The sequence below is a fragment of the Bradyrhizobium sp. HKCCYLRH3097 genome, from assembly GCF_051167875.1.
Lineage (GTDB): Bacteria > Pseudomonadota > Alphaproteobacteria > Rhizobiales > Xanthobacteraceae > Bradyrhizobium.
Map to the genome: position 1 here is coordinate 206,662 of NZ_JBNPTX010000013.1, position 16,965 is coordinate 223,626.

The window sequence follows — 16,965 nt, forward strand, 5'->3', positions numbered from 1 at the left end:
TGCGCGTCTGCCGACGGCGACGACTGGTCAGCGTCGGCACACCGTCGCATCTCCGCGACTCAGCCGGAGCTTCACTGGGGCGTCGTCCTTGTTGATGTCAGCAGGTTCGGCGGTACGGCTTGCCCGGCGAGGCCCGGCGCGAGCAGCTTCCGAGGGCGCACGACCGGCGACCGTCCGGGTCCTGTCGGCCGCCGTGTCGTTCAGCGCAAATCAAGCGTCCGCTCGGCCGTGCTCAGCCAAGACGGGCCGCGGAGACGGATCTCGTCTGAATGGTGGACTCTGTCCTTGTCCTACGTCTTGCTGCCCACCGTTTGGCGGACCTCGAACCCCTCGAACTGCGGCGGGCCGAGATAGTGCACCTTGGTGTCGCCGGCCCGGTGGTGCGCGGCGCGGAAGGCTTCGGACCTGGTCCAGTCCTCGAACGCAGCTTTCGACGCCCAGATCGTGTGCGAGGCATACAGCGTATGGTCCTCCGCTTCCGGTCCCTTCAACAAGTGAAACTCGACGAAGCCCGGTACCTTGTCGAGATGGCTGTCGCGCGACAGCCAGACCTGCTCGAAGGCGGCCTCCGAGCCCTTGGCGACGCGAAAACGATTCATGGCGATGAACATGCTGATCTCCTGAGGGGTGAATGCCGCAGGTCGAGGAGTAGCAGACTTCGCGGTGCAATGCGCCAGCGGCGGTGGCCGCTGATGCCGCGATGTGGAATGCTTCAGAGCCCCGATCAGGACAGGGCGCAAGCGAGCCCTAGGCCACGAGCCCCTTGATCGGCTTCACGGCCGCGCTGTCCGGAAACACCGCGCCGCCGAGCGCGTGCTCGCCGATGCCGAGATGATCGGCGAGTACGCCCTTGAACACCGCGCGCAGATCCGTCGTCGGCGCAAGATCGCGTCCCTGGTAGAGGCTCGCCATCTTCAGCGTCGGCCAGTCGGCGATCACCCGCCCGCCCTTCACCGCGCCGCCGGCGAGCAGCGCAATCGTCCCGGTGCCATGATCGGTCCCCTGGGTGCCGTTGATCTTCGCCGTGCGCCCGAACTCGGTTGCGACCACCACGACCGTATCCCGCCAGCGCGGGCCAAGACCGCTCTCGAACTCGGCGAGCGCGCCGTCGAGGCCCGACAGGAGCTGCGCCAGCCGGCCGATTGCGCCGCCTTCATTGGCATGCGTATCCCAGCCGTCGAAGGCCAGCGCCGCGATGCGCGGACCATCATCCGCCGCGATCAGCTTCGCCGCGCCGCGCGCGACCTGGCGCATCGCCGCGATCTGGTTGCCGCCCGGCTTGGGCTTCATGTCGTCACCGAACGCGACCTTCTCGAGCTTCAGCCCTTGCGACAGCGCAGCCGCCAATGCGGGATCGCGATGCGCATAGAGGTCGACCAGCCGCGTCGCGGTGTCGTCATCGGCCTGCGGCAAGGTTACCGGCGCCCAGCCGACGGTGGGCGCTGCGCCGCGCAGCACCAGCGGTGCCGTCGGACCGACCGCGAGCGCGCCCGTGACGCGGGGGCCGCGCGGCAGCGCCTCGACTGCGCGGTTCAGCCAGCCCGATTGCACGCGGCCGGGACCGGCGAAGCCGCTTTCGAGCACGTCCTGGCCATCGAAATGCGAGCGCTCGCGATATGGTGTCGCGACCGCGTGAACCACGGCAGCCTGCTTGTCACGATACATGCGCGCGAATTCCGGCATCGACGGATGCAGCGCAAAGAACGAGTCGAGCGGCAGCGCCGGAGTTGGTCCCGTCGTCGTCAGCGCGATCGCGCCATGCAGTCCGGCGTAGTCGGGATCGCCGACCGGCGCGACGGTGGCGAGACCATCGAGCGCGCCGCGCAGGATTACGACGATCAGCCGCGGATCGCGCTGGTCGGCGGCGCGGGCGAATTTCGGCAAATAGCCCCACGCGGCGAATGACGCGCCTGCCAGCAGCAAGTGGCGTCGCGAGGTCGACAGCGAGGTCGCGATCCGGTCCATCGTCATCTCCTCTGGAATTCCGGCGACATCAGCAGCAGCGCCAGCGCCTGCTGGCGCGACTCCGCGCGCTCGATGGTGCGGCGTGTCTCAGTCGACGCAGCATCGCCGGCGACGAGCTCGAGCAGCTCGCGCGGATCGAGATTGTTGCCGAGTCGGCCGCCGAGCTGCGACGAGATGTCCAGCCGCAGCTTCATGCCCTCCGGCGCGGCCCACACCGCATTGGTATCAGCGAATCCGTTTGGTCCCGCGGGCGTCCACAACGGCTGGCCCAGCGTGTTCAGGGAAGTGAGATAGAAGCCGGGATCCTCCGGCACGCGCGCCAGCAGCCGGCCGCCGGCGACCAGGAACTCATAGGGCGAGCGGATCTTGGTGAGCGGCGCCGACCAGGCATCGTCGGAGTCCACCAGCGCCAAGGTCAGCGCCTTGAGGTCGCCATCGCTCCTCCTGAACACGGCTTCGAGTCGCGCGACGAGCGCGGGCGGCGGATCGTCGGCAATGAAATGGCGTGCGAGCTTGGCGGCGATGAACTTCGCGGTCGACGGATGCCGCGCGATGTCCGCCAGCGCAGCTTCGCCCTGGGCGAGGCCATCATCCGCATAGACCTTGCCGAGCAACGTCTGCGGCCCCGGCTGATGCGCATTGGCATTGAACACGAAGCTGCCGGGCGCCGCGTTGCGGGCGTTGCGGCCGGCGAAGCTCCAGCCGGTGATGATGCGCGCCAGCGAGGTCACGTCCTCCTGGCTGTAGCCGCCGCCGACACCCAGCGTGTGCAGCTCCATGATCTCGCGCGCGAGATTCTCGTTGAGGCCGCGCTTGCGGTTCTGGCCGGCACGTGAGTCCGGTCCGAGCGATTCCTGGTTGTCGAGAAAGAACAGCATCGCCGGATGCTGCTCGACCGCCTTCAGCATGTCGACGAAGCGCCCGAGCACGTGCGGCCGGATCGCCTCGCGCTCGAACGCACCGGCCCACATCCGCGCCAACTCGCCCTTGCCGGCGGAGATGCAGAAATGATTCGACCAGAACGCCACCAGCCGCTCGGTGAAGCCGCAGTCGGCGAGCACCGCGCGCTGCAGCCGCGCCAGCGCTTCGGCACGGAACGTCTTCTGGACGACGTTGGGCGGCTGCTGGGCTTGCGCGGGCTTTGCCGGCGCTCCCTGCATCGCGGGTGCGGGGTCGGCACCGGCCGCTGGGGCCGCCGAGGGCGTTGCGGCCATGGCTTTGTCCGCGCCGTTCGTGGACAGGCCGCGCGTGGGGCTGGACTGCTCCTGCGGCGCAGCCTCCGACTTCGCGGCCTCGCGGGCCCGCTTGACCTCGTCCTGATAGGCGAAGACGGCAGCGGCGAGTGCTGCCGTCGGCTGCAGACCCGGGGCCTCCAGCAGCGCTCCATCGGGACGGCCGAGCTCGGCCTTGACGAAGCCGCGCGGGTCCGACGCCGCATTGACGAGATCGCCCGAGGCACCGCCACGCGCGCCGAAGCCGAAGCGATTCAATGCGACAAGAGCCGCTCGAGCATCACGCGCCATGCCACATCCTCGAGCCCGTCATCGCGGGAGCTCCCGAAACGCTGTGTTGCCGCGACCGCAGACTGCGATGGCGCGGCAGATTGTCACGCACTATACTTGCCCCTGCAGATGAACCGGACATGAAAAGGGGCTGGTCGGACGTGGTTCCGAAGGTGACAAATCGTTTAGCGGACATGACCGCGCGGCAGCTCATCTGCGAGTCGTGCGGCACGGCGTTCAGCTGCGATCCGGGCGGCTCCTGCTGGTGCTTCGACGAGACCGTGCGCCTGCCGCTGCCCAAGACCGGACAAAGCAATTTCAAGGACTGCCTGTGCGCCAACTGCCTCAAGAGACTGGCCGGCAAACCGGAGCCGGGCTCGTGACGCGCTGGCACGTCGAAGCCGTCCTGCTCGACATGGATGGCACGCTGCTCGACACCGAGAAGGTCTATCTCGAAGCTGCGATCGCGGCACTGAATGCGCTCGGCTACAGCGACGGCGTCGTCGAGCTCTGCCATGCGATGATCGGCATTCCCGGACCCGACAACGAGCAGACCCTGCGCGACCATTTCGGCGACGATTTTCCGCTGGCCGAAGTCAACCGCCTGTTCGCGGCCAAGACGGTCGAGATCCTGCAGGCGGGCATGCCGCTGAAGCCCGGCGTCATCGCGCTGCTCGATGCGATCGACGCGGTCGGCCTGCCCAAGGCGGTCGTCACCTCGTCCTCGCGCCGCACGGCCGCGGAGCATCTCCGCCTCGCCCGCATCGATCACCGCTTCGATGCGGTCCTGACACGCGACGACGTGGCCCGCGCCAAACCGCATCCGGACCTCTATCTGCTCGCCGCGGAACGGCTGCGGACGCACGCGCCGGCCTGCGTCGCGATCGAGGATTCCAATCCCGGCGTCGCCTCGGCGCACGCCGCCGGCGCGATCACCCTGATGGTGCCGGACATCGTGCCGCCGAACGATCATTCGCGGGCGAATGCGGCGGCCGTGCTGCCGGATCTCGATGCCGCCATCGCGCTGCTCGCGCGCCGTTCGGTGTTGCCCGTCAGGACGTGACGTCACCTCGGCAGGCCGTGAATCGCCGTGCAGCCTTCTCATGAGCCATTTTCTTCAAACGCGGCCGAACACGGTCACGATCGGTTCACGTCGTTGCGCGCCGTCCGCAGTCCTATCGGATGCATTAACCCGCACGCACTACTTTGCTGGGCGTTGGCGGATGGGCTCATTTCATGTTGCGATTCATTGGCGCCGCGGGTGCGGCATTTTTGGCTGCGTTCGCAGGTGTGAGTTGGGCGGTCAGGGGATTTCCGCTTCCGGATGGACCGTGGCGGGGCATGATGCGGACAGCTTCGATTGAAACGGTCTCAAACCTTGCTGCGCCGGCGCCGGGGGGCGTGGCTGTCGTGGCTCCCCTATCCCCGACGGTCGACATGACCTTCGGCGGCCCCGAGGCAAAGGAGTTCGACCGCAAGGCGTGGCTCGCGCAGCACACCTCGCAGAGCGACAAGAATCCCAAGCTCGACGCGTTGCGCATGGACGCGTTGCAGGCCGCGACGGCCTACAAGCTGTCGCCGTGCGACAAGACCATGAAGCAGAACCTGGTGGACGCACTGACGGCCTACACCCGCGCCTATGTTGCCAAGCTGGATTGCAAGCGGCAGTTCTGGGGCGCAAAGATCTGCACCGACAAATCGCTCCAGGAGGCGGCCGACAGCGTCGGCACGCCGCTCGATCAGCGCGTGAAGGAGGCGTTGTTCGAAGCCTTCGAGGAGAAGGGGATCACCAAGGCGGACTTTCCGGCCGATGTGCGCGAGGAGGTCCCGCAATTCGCCGGACCCGCTTTCTGGTCCGACGAGTCGGCGGTGTGCCGGACGCGGCAGGCGCAACGGGACCGGCGATAGCAAACGAGCGCTGCCATGAACCGGCTGATCTTCATCATTGCGGCCATCGTCGTCTGGCAGGTTGGCGGACGCCTGTTCCTGACCGAAGCGCCGACCGCGGCGGCGTTTCCGCCCGTCACCGGCGCGGAGTTTCAGGACCACGAGAAATACACCGAGGACGCCCGGCGTTCGCAGCGCGAAGACGCGCTGAAGTCGCTCGACCTCGCCTGGAGCGACCGCTGCGGCGCCAAACGCGACAGCTTCATCAGCGGCCTCAACCACTACTACTATCACCGGCAGAACCAGAACGAGCGCTATCCCGAGACCTATGGTCCGGCCGGCGCCGCCTATATCGCCGGCGTATGGACCACCGCCGAGGATCGAAGGATCGAACGGCTCACCCAGGAAGCCTACGCCGCCGGCTACATCAAGCCATCCGATTTCGACGGCATGGCGAGCCGGATGGTCGCGACGATCATTCGCGGCGAGCAGGTCAGGGGACGCGGCTGCGCCGGCTGACAGTGCTGCGGGGAGCGTATCGCCTTCCCTTTGGCAGCGCCGCCGCGACCAGCGTTCGCGCCGCGGCGCCCGCGGTTTCCATGTAGCTGGCGTCCCGATGCAGCAGCACGACCGCGAACGCGCCGTCGAGCAGCAGCAGCATCTGCCGCGCGAGTTCGCCGGCTTCGGCAATTCCCTGCTCCTCGAAGATCGCCTGCAGCCAGGCCTCGAACTTCTTCTTGTGGGCGGCGCCGATCCTGATCGCGGGATGGCCGGGCAGATTGGCGAGTTCCGCGGTGGTGCGCAGGAAGCCGCAGCCGCGCCATTTCGGATGTCGCGCAGCGCGCGCGAGCCGGTTGAAGATCCCGGCGATCTTGTCGGGCAGCCCGCCCTCGGTCTCGTCGAACCAGCGCTTGAACAGCGTCAGGTTCGGCTGGTCGCGCGCGGCGAGATAGGCCGCGACCAGATCGTCCTTGCTGCGGAAATGATAGTACAGCGTCTTCTTGGTGACCCCGGCCTTCTCCGCCACCGCGTCGACGCTGACGGCGCGGATGCCCTCGGCATAGAACAGCCTGCTCGCGGCGGCGATGATGCGGGCGGGCGTGGGATCGGAGGAACGGGGCATGGCGGCGCTCGGTCAATGTATACTGACCAGTGAATATACCTCGGCTGCCGCGGCGCCTAGTCTTCACCTGCTCCAACCGCCAGCCTGCGAGACACCATGACCGACCTCATCCTGCTCGACATCTCCGACCGCATCGCCGTGATCACGCTGAACCGGCCGCAGCGGCTGAACGCGCTCAGCTACGCGCTGATCGATCGATTGATGGCCGCGCTCGACCGCATCGAGACCGATGCCGGCGTCAGGGCCGTGGTCCTCACCGGTGCGGGACAACGCGCCTTCTCGGCCGGCGCCGACATCGACGAATTCACCGCAAGCGTCCGCCAGGGGCGCGCTGCCGCGCTGCGCGACTTCGTTCGGCGCGGCCAGGCGATGACGGCGCGGCTGGAGGCGTTCCGCAAGCCGGTCATCGCCGCCGTCAACGGGCTCGCCTTCGGCGGCGGCTGCGAGATCACCGAGGCCGTGCATCTTGCGGTCGCGAGCGAGCGCGCCAGCTTCGCCAAGCCCGAGATCAGGCTCGGCATGCCGCCGACCTTCGGCGGCACGCAGCGGCTGCCGCGGCTGGTCGGCCGCAAGCGCGGACTCGAACTGCTGCTGACCGGCGATTCTTTCCCGGCGCCGCGCGCGCTGGAGATCGGCCTCGTCAACGCCGTCGTGCCGCATGACGAGCTCTTGCCGGCGGCGCGCGCGCTGGCCCAGCGCATCATCCGCCACGGGCCGGACACCGTCGCCGGCATCATCACCGCCGCGACGCGCGGGCTCAACATGGCGATCGGCGAAGGGCTCCAGGTCGAGAGCGAACAGTTCGCGAGCCTCGTCGGCAGCCGCGATCTCGCGGACGGGCTGGCGGCCTGGCGCGAGCGCCGGCCGCCGCGTTGCTAGACCGGGTGGCCCGGCGACTTGCGCGCCAGCCCATCGAACGCATCGAGCAGCCGCTCGCGCCAGGCATGGACGCTGTCGCTCTCCTCCAGCAGCCGGAACGGGCTCACCACGCGCGCCCATTGGAAGCCGCCGAACACGATGTAGTCGGCATAGTCAGGCGCATCGCCGCCGATGAAGGCCTGCGTCTTCAGGGTCTGGCGCAGCGGCTCCAGCGATCTGCGGAAGCCGATGACCGCCTGGTCGCGCGAGGCCATGACCTCTTCGAGGCTCTTGCCGAACCGCGCCTCGCGCGACTTGCGGAAATAGTCGGCATCCTCGGCGGCGAGGTTCTTCGGAATGTCGGCGATGATCAGCGGAAAGATGCCGCCGACGATGGCGATATCGCCCCAGGCATTGAGGAAGCGCCCCATGGCGCGGCCGCCGGCGCCGCCGAACAGCGAGGGCCGGTCCGGATAGGTGTCCTCGAGGTAGTTGGCGATCGCCCAGGAATCGGCGACCGCGCGGTCGCCGTCGAGCATGACCGGCACCTTCTCCGATCCATGCGGCGCGATCGCGCTCTTCTCGGTGAAGCGCCACGGAATCGTATCAGCGCTCAGCCCCTTGTGCGCCAGCGCCATCCGCGTGCGCCAGCAATAGGGACTGAACGGTCGGCTCGCATCGGTCCCGACGAGTTCATACAGTTTCACGGCCATTCCCGGTCCTTCCTCCAAGTCCGGACCGTTCTAGCGCACGACGCGGCCGTTGTCGCGCAGCAGCCGCGCGCCGGCATCGGTGACGATGATGAAGAGGCCGGCGCCCGCGATCGCCTCGCGCGTGACATAGCCCAGATCGGCGGCATCCTCCCACACCGTCAGCCGCGGGCAGCTCGTTCGCCACGTCGCCACCACCTCGGCATGGCTGCGCGGCGCGCGCGCGATCCATTCGACGAAGTCGAGCACCAGGGGGTCTGCCGATCCGGCCATGCTCGCCTCACTCCGCCGCCGCCGAGCTCTGCGCGGCCAGCAGCAGCCAGCCGCCATAGAGGATGTAGTAGCTCGCCACCGCCGTGATGATGCGGTTGGCCCAGGTGCGGAACTGCTGCTCGCTCATCGCCTCCAGCAGCCGCCGCGCCAGGCTCGTGCCGAGCATCGACGCGCCGACGGCAACGAGCGCGAGCACCGGATCGAGGCCCGCGGCCTGGTCGATGATGCCGCCGAAATAGATCAGCTTGGTGAGGTGGCTCGCGACCTGACACGTCGCCTTGGTGGCGACGATCGAGCGGCGGTCGAACCGCGCGCCGAGAAAGAACGTGTCGAGCAGCGGCCCCGACACGCCGGTCATCAGCATCAGCCCCATGCAGATCGTGCCGTAGATCGCGCCCTGCCAGACGCTGTCCGGATCGGGCCTGAGGCCGGCCGGCATCAGCCGCGCCATGAACGGGGTGACGCCGAGCAGCAGGAGCGCAGCCGGCTTGTCGGGCACGTAGCGCACCAGCGCCCACAGGCCGAGCGCCAGCGCGCAGCCGACGAGATACACCGCGACCGGCCGCCAGCGGATGTGCCGGCGCCACAGCACCGCGCGCCAGCCATTGGACGCCATCTGCGTCGCCGCGTGCAGCACCATCGCCGCCGGCAGCGGCATGATCGCCAGCAGCACGCCGATCAGGATCAGCCCGCCCGCCATGCCGAACAGGCCCGACAGGAACGCCGTCGCCACCATCAGCAATCCGAGCGCTGCAATCAGGGCGGGTGTCATGGCTGATCTCCTCGCCATGCAATTTGTCGCACTGGCGATATCAGTACAAACCGAGTTATCTTGCCCTCCATCAGTTTTCCTGAGGGCGCGATGAGACGGCTGCTGTTCCTCAACGGCATCAAGGCGTTCGAGGCGGCGGCGCGCACCGGCAGCTTCGCCGCGGCAGGCAGCGAGCTCAACGTCTCCGCGGCCGCGATCAGCCGCATGGTCAACCTGCTCGAGCAGCGGCTGGGCGTCGTGCTGTTCGAGCGCAAGGCCAACCGCCTGGCGCTCACCGCCGCCGGCCGCGCCTATCAGAGCGGGCTGACGCCGATCTTCGATGCGCTGTCGAGCCTGACCGCGCAGATCATGGCGCCGTCATCGATGCGGGTGCTGACGCTCGGCGTCGGGCCGACGTTCGCGATGAAATGGCTGATCCCGCGTCTGGCCGATTTCAGCACCGAGCAGCCGGACATCGAGGTCCGCATCACCACCGGCGGGGCGGCGGTGCCGTTCGGTGACGACTGGAGCTGCGGCATCAAGCTCGGCCACGGCGCCTGGCCGGGCCTCGTCGCCGAGCCGCTGTTCGCCGCGGATCTCGTGCCGGTGTGCACGCCGCGGCTCGCCGCGACCTTGAAGAAGCCTGCCGATCTCAAGGGCTCGAGCCTGCTGCGGGTGTCGCATGCCGCCGAGGATTGGGCGTTGTGGCTGAAGGCCGCGGGCATCACGCGCGTCAGCGCGCGCGGCACCGAGTTCCAGTACTATGGACATGCGCTGCAGGCCGCGATCGACGGGCTCGGCGTCGCCATGGGCATCCGTCCCTATATCGACGACGACCTCGCGGCGGGACGCCTGGTTGCACCGTTTGCATTGACCGTCCCAAAAGGCGAGCGCTGGTATCTTGTCTACCGCCATTTCCAGGCCGGCCAACGTGATTTCGCCGCGTTCCGGCGCTGGATCATGCGCGCGGCGTCACAGCCCGCGACCCGGAATTCTCAGCGCAGGGACGCCATCAAAAAAGACGCTGACGTGTGAACCCGTTCACAAATGCTCGGACCAATTCATGCTGTCGTTGCCGTTCGGGACATCAGGACTGCGCAATGACGTATTTGTACGAGGACTTCGCCATCGAGCCGTTCGAAGCAGGACGCGGCTTGTGGCACGCGCGGATCCGCCGCGCGGACATGACCCCGGTGGTGATCAATGGCGTTTCGTTCCCCTCGCTCGAAGTCGGCTTCGCCTGGTCCGATGCGGACATGGCGATTGCCGACGCGAAAAGCCATATCGACCGCTTTCGCAAGCGGTGGCGCTGACAGCTGCAGACCGAACCGCAGCACTTTGAAGCACGCGACGGAGGATATCGACCGACCCCCGGGAAAAGACGGATAGCGCGACGTGGAACAATCTCCGAGAGTGAAGTCCCCGAGAGTCCCCCCGCGCGGCCAGACGGTTCCAAGCCAACATCAAACGCCAATTCGAAATGCCGAGTGTATTCGTAATGCGGACTGCAATTCATGGCTGAGCCTGCCGTCAAACACCTCGCTTTTTCGGTGCGTACGCGATGCCCGGACTGCGATGCGGAGCTGAGCGTCCTGAGCGTCATCAACGGCCGCGGCGGTTCCGAGTACTGGGCCCTGCAATGCGTCGCCTGCCACGGCGTGCATCTCGACATCGTCGAGCAGCCGACGCGGCATTGAACGGCAGCGTGGCGTCGCGGCAACGCGATCGCGCGCGCCATGGCTCGCGAGTCGCCCGCTGATCTCGTGTGGCCTTTCGGGAGCACGTGCGTCTCGATGCCTGCTGCTGCCACCATGCTGTCAGCAAGGCTGGTGCGCGGCGCCCGATCACTCTTTCAAGTCGGCGCCATCCGTCCCATATTCGGGCCATGGCGAAGACCCCCGACACTCCCAAGAAGCCAGGCCGAACCCCGAAATCGAAAGCGCACCGGCCCGACGTGCAGCCGATCGCGCCCGCGCTCGCCGAGCTGCTCAATCCCGCCATCAACCGGGGCGAGAGCGGCATCGGTTCCTCAACGGGACTGAAGCCGCCGCCGGACAATTCCTGGGACCGCCGCAGCGGCGGCGAGGCCGCCGCGCACCGCGCGCGGGCGTCGACCAAGGGCAGGAGTGCCGAGGTTGCGGCCCGCGACACGTCCGATCGCCCGATCCCGCTGCGGCCAAATCCGCAGCCGGTGGGTGGACGTTCATCGTCAAACAACGATCCGTCGCATGGCCCGCCCCCACCCAACCCTCCCCCGCACGCGGGGGAGGGCTCCAGGCGGCAGGCGCCGCGTGCCGGCGCCAGCGATGATGCCGAGACTGCGCCGCTAGCGTCCCCTCCCCCGCGTGCGGGGGAGGGCCAGGGTGGGGGCCTCCCTCCGCAGCATCACCCCCTCGGGGCGGATGACGCCGCCTCAGCCTCCGGACTCGCCGAAGCGCCGCAAGCCAATTACGGCACCGCCGCCACCATCCCGACGCTCGATCCGGAACTGGCGCGGCAGCTCGGCCTGCCCACCGCCGAGGACGACGAGGAGGCGCTCGCCCGCCCGCCGCGCAACAAGATGGAGGCGCTCGGCGTCAAGGCCACGGCGGAAGCGCTGGAGTCGCTGATCCGCGAGGGCCGTCCCGAGTTCCGCAAGGACGACGGCTCGGTCAAGGTGTGGACGCCGCACCGGCCGCCGCGCCCCGAGAAGTCGGAAGGCGGCGTCCGCTTCGAGATCAAGTCGGCCTATGAGCCGAAGGGCGACCAGCCGCAGGCGATCAAGGAGCTGGTCGAGGGCATCGCGCGCAACGACCGCACCCAGGTGCTGCTCGGCGTCACCGGCTCCGGCAAGACCTACACCATGGCCAAGGTGATCGAGGCGACGCAGCGCCCGGCCATCATCCTCGCGCCGAACAAGACGCTCGCCGCGCAGCTCTATGGCGAGTTCAAGAGCTTCTTCCCGGACAACGCGGTCGAGTACTTCGTCTCGTACTACGACTACTACCAGCCCGAGGCCTACGTCCCGCGCACCGACACCTACATCGAGAAGGATTCCTCGATCAACGAGCAGATCGACCGGATGCGCCACGCCGCGACGCGCGCGCTGCTCGAGCGCGACGACGTCATCATCGTCGCCTCGGTGTCCTGCATCTACGGTATCGGCTCGGTCGAGACCTACACCGCGATGACCTTCGCGCTGAAGAAGGGCGAGCGCATCGACCAGCGCCAGCTCATCGCCGACCTCGTCGCTTTGCAATACAAGCGAACCCAGCACGATTTCACCCGCGGCACCTTTCGCGTGCGGGGCGACGTCATCGACATCTTCCCGGCGCACTATGAGGACCGCGCCTGGCGCGTGAACCTGTTCGGCGACACGGTGGAGAACATCGAGGAGTTCGATCCGCTCACCGGCCACAAGCAGGACGAGCTGGAGTTCATCAAGGTCTACGCCAATTCGCACTATGTGACGCCGCGCCCGACCCTGGTGCAAGCGATGAAGTCGATCAAATCCGAGTTGAAGATGCGGCTCGACCAGTTGCACGCGCAGGGCCGCCTGCTCGAGGCGCAGCGGCTCGAGCAGCGCACCACCTTCGATCTGGAGATGATGGAGGCGACCGGCAGTTGCGCCGGCATCGAGAACTACTCGCGCTATCTCACCGGCCGGCTGCCCGGCGAGCCGCCGCCGACTTTGTTCGAATACGTCCCCGACAACGCGCTGGTGTTCGCCGACGAGAGCCACGTCACCGTGCCGCAGATCGGCGGCATGTTCCGCGGCGACTTCCGCCGCAAGGCGACCTTGGCCGAATACGGCTTCCGCCTGCCCTCCTGCATGGACAACCGTCCGCTGCGCTTCGAGGAGTGGGACATGATGCGGCCGCAGACGGTGGCGGTGTCGGCGACCCCCGGCGGCTGGGAGCTGAACGAGGCCGGCGGCGTGTTCGTCGAGCAGGTCATCCGCCCGACCGGGCTGATCGATCCCCCCGTCGACATCCGCCCCGCGCGCACCCAGGTCGACGATCTGCTCGGCGAGGTCCGCGCCACCGCGCAGGCCGGCTACCGCTCGCTGATCACGGTGCTGACCAAGCGCATGGCCGAGGACCTCACCGAATATCTGCACGAGCAGGGCATCCGCGTCCGCTACATGCACAGCGACATCGACACGATCGAGCGCATCGAGATCATCCGGGACCTCCGGCTCGGCGCGTTCGATGCGCTGGTCGGCATCAACCTCCTGCGCGAGGGACTCGACATTCCCGAATGCGCGCTGGTCGCGATCCTCGACGCCGACAAGGAAGGTTTTCTGCGCAGCGAGACCTCGCTGATCCAGACCATCGGCCGCGCCGCCCGCAACGTCGACGGCAAGGTGATCCTCTACGCCGACCAGATGACCGGCTCGATGGAGCGCGCCATCGCCGAGACCAACCGCCGCCGCGAGAAGCAGGTCGAGTACAACACGGCCCACGGCATCACGCCGGAGAGCGTCAAGAAGTCGATCGGCGACATCCTCAACTCGGTCTATGAGCGCGACCACGTGCTGATCGAGACCGGCGGCGGCACCACCACCGACGACGTCATCTCGATCGGCCACAATTTCGAGGCCGTGCTGGCCGATCTCGAAACCCGCATGCGCGAAGCCGCCGCCGATTTGAACTTCGAGGAAGCCGCCCGCCTGCGCGACGAGGTCAAGCGCCTCCGCGCCACCGAGCTCGCGGTGGTCGACGACCCCACTGCCAAGCAGCGCACCGTGCAGAGCAAGGCGGGCAGCTACGCCGGCGCCAAGAAATACGGCGACGCCGCCAATCTCCCGACCACGGCGATGAAGGGCCGTGGCGCTGCGGCACGCGCTGGCGGCTCCTCTTCACCCTCCCCTGGAGGGGGAGGGTCGGCCGCCAAAGGCGGCCGGGGTGGGGTGAAGCCCCGCGACCCGCTCGCGCCGTCCCTCGACGACATCATCAGCGGCGGCCCAAGCACCGGCTCCAAAGTCCACAAGCCGCATCTCGACGAGATGCACGGCCCGGAATCCCTGCCCTACCGCCCCAACGCCAAGCTGCCGCCAAAGCCATTCGGCAACAGCAGCAAGATCATCCAGCCCACCAACTCCCGCGAGTCCGGCCCCGAATTCGGCCCGGCTCCGCGCTCGACCGGCGGCGCGCCGGGAAAGCGCGGCGGGTGGAAGAAGCGGTGAGGTGTACACTGCGTGGAATGGAGCGAGAAGCGTGAAGACAAAGCGTTTCGACAAGCTGGTTCATCGGCACGCGAAGGCGGACGCGAGATTCGCAGCAGCGCTTCTTCGCGAAGGTGTCGACGCAATGCTCAGCGGCGACATGGAAACCGGCAAGACGATTCTTCGCGACTGCATCAAGGCGACCGTCGGATTCGAAAAACTCGGCGAGGCGATCGATACACCACCCAAGAGCCTGATCCGCATGTTCGGCCCGCAGGGCAACCCGCAAGCCAAGAACCTCTTCAACGTGATCGGCTATCTACAGAAGCAGGCGGTATTGCAGCTTCACGTCGCCGATTAGACGATCGAGCGTGGGACAAGTCATAAGCTCCATCCGGACGAGAACGTCGTCCAAGATGGTTTCAACATAAGGTCCAGCTACCGTTTCGGAACGCTAAATATCGCTAAGCGCAGCTTCCCTTTGTTGATCGTGTCAATTAAAGACCCAACGAAAACACGCTTGGTTTGCGTGTTCACAAGACGATAAGGTCCAGCGAGCATCTTCTCGCCCCTTCGAGTTTTTACACCGTGGATCGTGACGCTGGTTGGTCGAGAGATTACAGACTTTCTCTTGTTCGATACCTTCTTCACCGCTGTGCTCCCAATACAATTTGAAGGTCTAGAGCAATCTGCTTGGTCTAATTTCTGTGCTAGCGGATGGGCTTTCCTCTAGCTATCTTGCCTCTGATTCGGCGCTGGATGTCCAGGGATAATGTTCGAAACCTACACCTATGATGATCCGACCGTATTGCCGGCCACGGCACGCGATCACTGGGAGTACATGGAGACGAACTCGGCGGCCGCAGTAATGCAAGCGGTCTGCGGTCCTGAATGGCAAGACATTGTTGATGTTCTTTCAACCTACCGACTTAGTCCAGAGTATTGGCTAAAGCCCGGAGGAAACCGGGGTGACATCGCCGATCAAATCGATACTCTTTTTTCAGCTCGTGGTTGGCGCGAAGCCCGCCTCGATCTTGAGACCACGGGCATTTTGCTCGACCGAAACAATAACCTGATAGAGACGCTCCCGCCGGTGCGCCAGGAAGGTTATCTCGTCGATAACTACAAGGGCCGCGTTGTCCTTGACGTCGAGTGGAACGCAAAGGATGGAAACCTCGATCGTGATCTGGCTTCCTATCGGTCTTGGTACGAGGCCGGAGTGATCTCGGCCGGAGTCATTATCACCAAGGATCGGCTGAGCCTATTGAACTTGGCTAGACGTATCTGGTCCGAGTATCAGGCAACACTTCCTGAGGCAAACCGGTCCACAAGGCTCCCCATCGACTTAAGCACTTCAACCGTGACCGCTTTCGACAAGGCGAAAATGCGCGTCCGCCGTGGAGTGATGGGAACGTGCCCGGTTTTGATAGTAGCGGCCAGTGAGCGAACTTGGGATGGGCAGCCGTACCGCTAGTCCGCGCTGAGCAGACCAGCCTGCGAATGATTGGAATATGTCTTCCACGTCGGCTTGTAATCCTCGGCTTGGTTTCCCCAGGTCGACCAACCCTTGCGCGGACCGCGTCCGAACAACTCAATGAACGGACCGGGTGAGCAGGCTTCGATTATATCGTACTGCTCATCAGGCTTCCGGGAGTGTTCGCGCTTGCGGGTCTCGATCATGTTCACTTGCCGACGCCCCGGCGCCAAGGTCCGAGCATTCTTGCCGCGCACACCGAAGAGGATCAACTCGGTGACATTTCGAAAGTAAAACCCGACGCCTCGCCCGTCCGAGCCACCATCCTTGCGTATCTTGTGCCAGACGATGTTGGACTTGTACGTAAAACCCCAAGCCTTCAACACAGCGAGACCATCCGGCAACAGCGCGTTGGGGCACCACATGTAGAGATGCGAAGTCGCAGCGGAAATTTGACCTAATGGCAGCTCGCAGATTTCATCGAGCTTCATTGTGCCGTAGCGCGCGAGACGCTTATGTTCCGGCGCAACTTTGCCCGTCTTGTTTGTAAACTGCCAAGGCGGGTCTGCAAGGATCGTCCCGAAGCGCCGGCCATCTGCAAAGCGAATAAGATCTTCTCCGGCCGAGAGCATTGCCGACTCCACGTGAGACATTTGATCGGTATACGGGCTATGGCAGGATTTAGATATCATGTTCGCTATATGTTCTCAAGATGTCCAGTGGATAATTTCGAGCTCGATCTGATGCAACGGCAATGCTCGCGCAGTTGTCCCTGCGTCTCGTCTAGAAAAACGAAGACAGACGCCTCTCTGTCGGGCTGCTGTCTCGCCCTAAAAGCCCAATAGCGGTCCTCGCATCGCGGGCATGTCAGCCCGCGGGCCACAACTTCGGAGAGGAGCCGCAGTCCAGAGACAGGCGCACGAGCTCCATCCGACAGCGCGTGAGACGCAGCGTTCGTTCCGAAAAATAAAAACATCTTGCGTATTTTCGGAAATCATGATTATCTCCCCGCATCCCGCCTCACCGCAGAGGGGCGTAGCGCGCGATCGTCACGACACGCGAGGCGGGGATGCGATGGCCGCGAGAGATCGCAGCATCTTCTCACGAAGGCGCGGACGAACGATCGCTTGCGGACGTGAAGTCGCAGCGTCCTGATACCCCGACGCTGGTATCAACCTGGCGCAATGCGAGCGCATTGTGCTGGGGATGGTGGCCAACAAGCCCGGCGCACCAGGGAGACTGCGTATAAGCGTGAAGACCGTCGCGCAGGGAATGC

General features: G+C 66.0%; 19 protein-coding genes. 11 read left to right on the forward strand and 8 right to left on the reverse strand.

The features are described from left to right. Positions 1–290 precede the first annotated feature (290 nt). The 3 genes from ACQR0U_RS27240 to ACQR0U_RS27250 form a co-directional block, all read right to left on the reverse strand. Entirely contained in the window at positions 291–611 is a 321-nt protein-coding gene (locus tag ACQR0U_RS27240; RefSeq protein WP_315714107.1) for an antibiotic biosynthesis monooxygenase family protein, read from the reverse strand. A gap of 136 nt (positions 612–747) precedes the next feature. After that, complete coding sequence (locus ACQR0U_RS27245) at positions 748–1,971, reverse strand: DUF1501 domain-containing protein (RefSeq protein ID WP_315714106.1); 1,224 nt, start codon at positions 1,969–1,971, stop codon at positions 748–750. After that, positions 1,968–3,488, reverse strand: coding sequence for a DUF1800 domain-containing protein (locus ACQR0U_RS27250; protein ID WP_315714105.1), 1,521 nt, complete (start codon positions 3,486–3,488; stop codon positions 1,968–1,970). The genes ACQR0U_RS27245 and ACQR0U_RS27250 overlap by 4 nt, the downstream gene beginning before the upstream one ends. 140 nt (positions 3,489–3,628) lie before the next feature. Between ACQR0U_RS27250 and ACQR0U_RS27255 the strand changes: the two genes are divergently transcribed. From ACQR0U_RS27255 to ACQR0U_RS27270, 4 genes are all read left to right on the forward strand, one after another. Next, complete coding sequence (locus tag ACQR0U_RS27255) at positions 3,629–3,850, forward strand: cysteine-rich CWC family protein (protein WP_315714381.1); 222 nt, start codon at positions 3,629–3,631, stop codon at positions 3,848–3,850. Further along, positions 3,847–4,530 carry an HAD family hydrolase gene (locus ACQR0U_RS27260; protein ID WP_315714104.1) on the forward strand — a complete coding sequence of 228 codons (684 nt, stop codon included), beginning with the start codon at positions 3,847–3,849 and terminating at the stop codon, positions 4,528–4,530. The genes ACQR0U_RS27255 and ACQR0U_RS27260 overlap by 4 nt, the downstream gene beginning before the upstream one ends. Before the next feature lie 347 nt (positions 4,531–4,877). Further along, on the forward strand, positions 4,878–5,375 hold the full coding sequence (locus ACQR0U_RS27265; protein ID WP_315714103.1) for a hypothetical protein: 498 nt from the start codon (positions 4,878–4,880) through the stop codon (positions 5,373–5,375). A 15-nt stretch (positions 5,376–5,390) separates the two neighbouring features. Further along, positions 5,391–5,873, forward strand: a complete 483-nt coding sequence (locus tag ACQR0U_RS27270) for a hypothetical protein (protein ID WP_434842736.1) — start codon at positions 5,391–5,393, stop codon at positions 5,871–5,873. Here the strand turns inward: ACQR0U_RS27270 and ACQR0U_RS27275 are convergent. Next, positions 5,848–6,477, reverse strand: coding sequence for a TetR/AcrR family transcriptional regulator (locus tag ACQR0U_RS27275; RefSeq protein ID WP_434842735.1), 630 nt, complete (start codon positions 6,475–6,477; stop codon positions 5,848–5,850). The genes ACQR0U_RS27270 and ACQR0U_RS27275 overlap by 26 nt on opposite strands. A 96-nt stretch (positions 6,478–6,573) precedes the next feature. Here ACQR0U_RS27275 and ACQR0U_RS27280 point away from each other — a divergent pair, with 96 nt between their 5' ends. Then, the gene (locus ACQR0U_RS27280; protein ID WP_316225881.1) at positions 6,574–7,356 is read left to right on the forward strand and encodes a crotonase/enoyl-CoA hydratase family protein; all 783 of its coding nucleotides are present in this window, start codon (positions 6,574–6,576) and stop codon (positions 7,354–7,356) included. Here ACQR0U_RS27280 and ACQR0U_RS27285 read toward each other — a convergent pair. From ACQR0U_RS27285 to ACQR0U_RS27295, 3 genes are read right to left on the reverse strand one after another with little or no spacing between them, the layout of a single operon-like run. After that, positions 7,353–8,048: a glutathione S-transferase family protein gene (locus ACQR0U_RS27285; protein WP_434842734.1), complete on the reverse strand. Its 696-nt coding sequence runs from the start codon at positions 8,046–8,048 to the stop codon at positions 7,353–7,355. The two genes, ACQR0U_RS27280 and ACQR0U_RS27285, sit on opposite strands and share 4 nt — an antisense overlap. Positions 8,049–8,078: 30 nt before the next feature. Further along, entirely contained in the window at positions 8,079–8,318 is a 240-nt protein-coding gene (locus tag ACQR0U_RS27290) for a hypothetical protein (protein WP_434842733.1), read from the reverse strand. A gap of 7 nt (positions 8,319–8,325) precedes the next feature. Further along, a complete protein-coding gene (locus tag ACQR0U_RS27295; RefSeq protein WP_434842732.1) occupies positions 8,326–9,090 on the reverse strand; it encodes a TSUP family transporter in 765 nt (254 codons plus the stop codon). A 90-nt stretch (positions 9,091–9,180) separates the two neighbouring features. Here ACQR0U_RS27295 and ACQR0U_RS27300 point away from each other — a divergent pair, with 90 nt between their 5' ends. The 6 genes from ACQR0U_RS27300 to ACQR0U_RS27325 all read left to right on the forward strand — a co-directional run bounded on the left by ACQR0U_RS27300 (position 9,181) and on the right by ACQR0U_RS27325 (position 15,689). After that, on the forward strand, positions 9,181–10,104 hold the full coding sequence (locus ACQR0U_RS27300; RefSeq protein ID WP_315768693.1) for a LysR substrate-binding domain-containing protein: 924 nt from the start codon (positions 9,181–9,183) through the stop codon (positions 10,102–10,104). A 65-nt stretch (positions 10,105–10,169) separates the two neighbouring features. Next, positions 10,170–10,382 carry a hypothetical protein gene (locus ACQR0U_RS27305; protein WP_035655128.1) on the forward strand — a complete coding sequence of 71 codons (213 nt, stop codon included), beginning with the start codon at positions 10,170–10,172 and terminating at the stop codon, positions 10,380–10,382. Between the two features lie 201 nt (positions 10,383–10,583). Beyond that, positions 10,584–10,766: a hypothetical protein gene (locus ACQR0U_RS27310; protein ID WP_315714095.1), complete on the forward strand. Its 183-nt coding sequence runs from the start codon at positions 10,584–10,586 to the stop codon at positions 10,764–10,766. A 188-nt stretch (positions 10,767–10,954) separates the two neighbouring features. Continuing rightward, positions 10,955–14,236 carry an excinuclease ABC subunit UvrB gene (gene uvrB, locus ACQR0U_RS27315; protein WP_434842731.1) on the forward strand — a complete coding sequence of 1,094 codons (3,282 nt, stop codon included), beginning with the start codon at positions 10,955–10,957 and terminating at the stop codon, positions 14,234–14,236. 31 nt (positions 14,237–14,267) lie between these two features. Next, positions 14,268–14,576, forward strand: coding sequence for a transcriptional regulator (locus ACQR0U_RS27320; RefSeq protein ID WP_434842730.1), 309 nt, complete (start codon positions 14,268–14,270; stop codon positions 14,574–14,576). A 411-nt stretch (positions 14,577–14,987) separates the two neighbouring features. Next, positions 14,988–15,689: a BglII/BstYI family type II restriction endonuclease gene (locus tag ACQR0U_RS27325; protein ID WP_434842729.1), complete on the forward strand. Its 702-nt coding sequence runs from the start codon at positions 14,988–14,990 to the stop codon at positions 15,687–15,689. Here the strand turns inward: ACQR0U_RS27325 and ACQR0U_RS27330 are convergent. After that, positions 15,686–16,321, reverse strand: a complete 636-nt coding sequence (locus ACQR0U_RS27330) for an MT-A70 family methyltransferase (RefSeq protein ID WP_434842728.1) — start codon at positions 16,319–16,321, stop codon at positions 15,686–15,688. The two genes, ACQR0U_RS27325 and ACQR0U_RS27330, sit on opposite strands and share 4 nt — an antisense overlap. Between the last annotated feature and the right edge of the window lie 644 nt (positions 16,322–16,965).

Excerpts from the sequence above, each read along its gene's own strand:
- uvrB (WP_434842731.1), top strand. The coding sequence starts at position 10,955 with ATGGCGAAGACCCCCGACACTCCCAAGAAGCCAGGCCGAACCCCGAAA.
- ACQR0U_RS27305 (WP_035655128.1), top strand. The coding sequence starts at position 10,170 with ATGACGTATTTGTACGAGGACTTCGCCATCGAGCCGTTCGAAGCAGGA.
- ACQR0U_RS27330 (WP_434842728.1), bottom strand. The coding sequence starts at position 16,321 with ATGCTCTCGGCCGGAGAAGATCTTATTCGCTTTGCAGATGGCCGGCGC.
- ACQR0U_RS27250 (WP_315714105.1), bottom strand. The coding sequence starts at position 3,488 with ATGGCGCGTGATGCTCGAGCGGCTCTTGTCGCATTGAATCGCTTCGGC.
- ACQR0U_RS27300 (WP_315768693.1), top strand. The coding sequence starts at position 9,181 with ATGAGACGGCTGCTGTTCCTCAACGGCATCAAGGCGTTCGAGGCGGCG.
- ACQR0U_RS27285 (WP_434842734.1), bottom strand. The coding sequence starts at position 8,048 with ATGGCCGTGAAACTGTATGAACTCGTCGGGACCGATGCGAGCCGACCG.
- ACQR0U_RS27295 (WP_434842732.1), bottom strand. The coding sequence starts at position 9,090 with ATGACACCCGCCCTGATTGCAGCGCTCGGATTGCTGATGGTGGCGACG.
- ACQR0U_RS27240 (WP_315714107.1), bottom strand. The coding sequence starts at position 611 with ATGTTCATCGCCATGAATCGTTTTCGCGTCGCCAAGGGCTCGGAGGCC.
- ACQR0U_RS27275 (WP_434842735.1), bottom strand. The coding sequence starts at position 6,477 with ATGCCCCGTTCCTCCGATCCCACGCCCGCCCGCATCATCGCCGCCGCG.
- ACQR0U_RS27280 (WP_316225881.1), top strand. The coding sequence starts at position 6,574 with ATGACCGACCTCATCCTGCTCGACATCTCCGACCGCATCGCCGTGATC.
- ACQR0U_RS27270 (WP_434842736.1), top strand. The coding sequence starts at position 5,391 with ATGAACCGGCTGATCTTCATCATTGCGGCCATCGTCGTCTGGCAGGTT.
- ACQR0U_RS27290 (WP_434842733.1), bottom strand. The coding sequence starts at position 8,318 with ATGGCCGGATCGGCAGACCCCCTGGTGCTCGACTTCGTCGAATGGATC.
- ACQR0U_RS27245 (WP_315714106.1), bottom strand. The coding sequence starts at position 1,971 with ATGACGATGGACCGGATCGCGACCTCGCTGTCGACCTCGCGACGCCAC.
- ACQR0U_RS27310 (WP_315714095.1), top strand. The coding sequence starts at position 10,584 with ATGGCTGAGCCTGCCGTCAAACACCTCGCTTTTTCGGTGCGTACGCGA.
- ACQR0U_RS27325 (WP_434842729.1), top strand. The coding sequence starts at position 14,988 with ATGTTCGAAACCTACACCTATGATGATCCGACCGTATTGCCGGCCACG.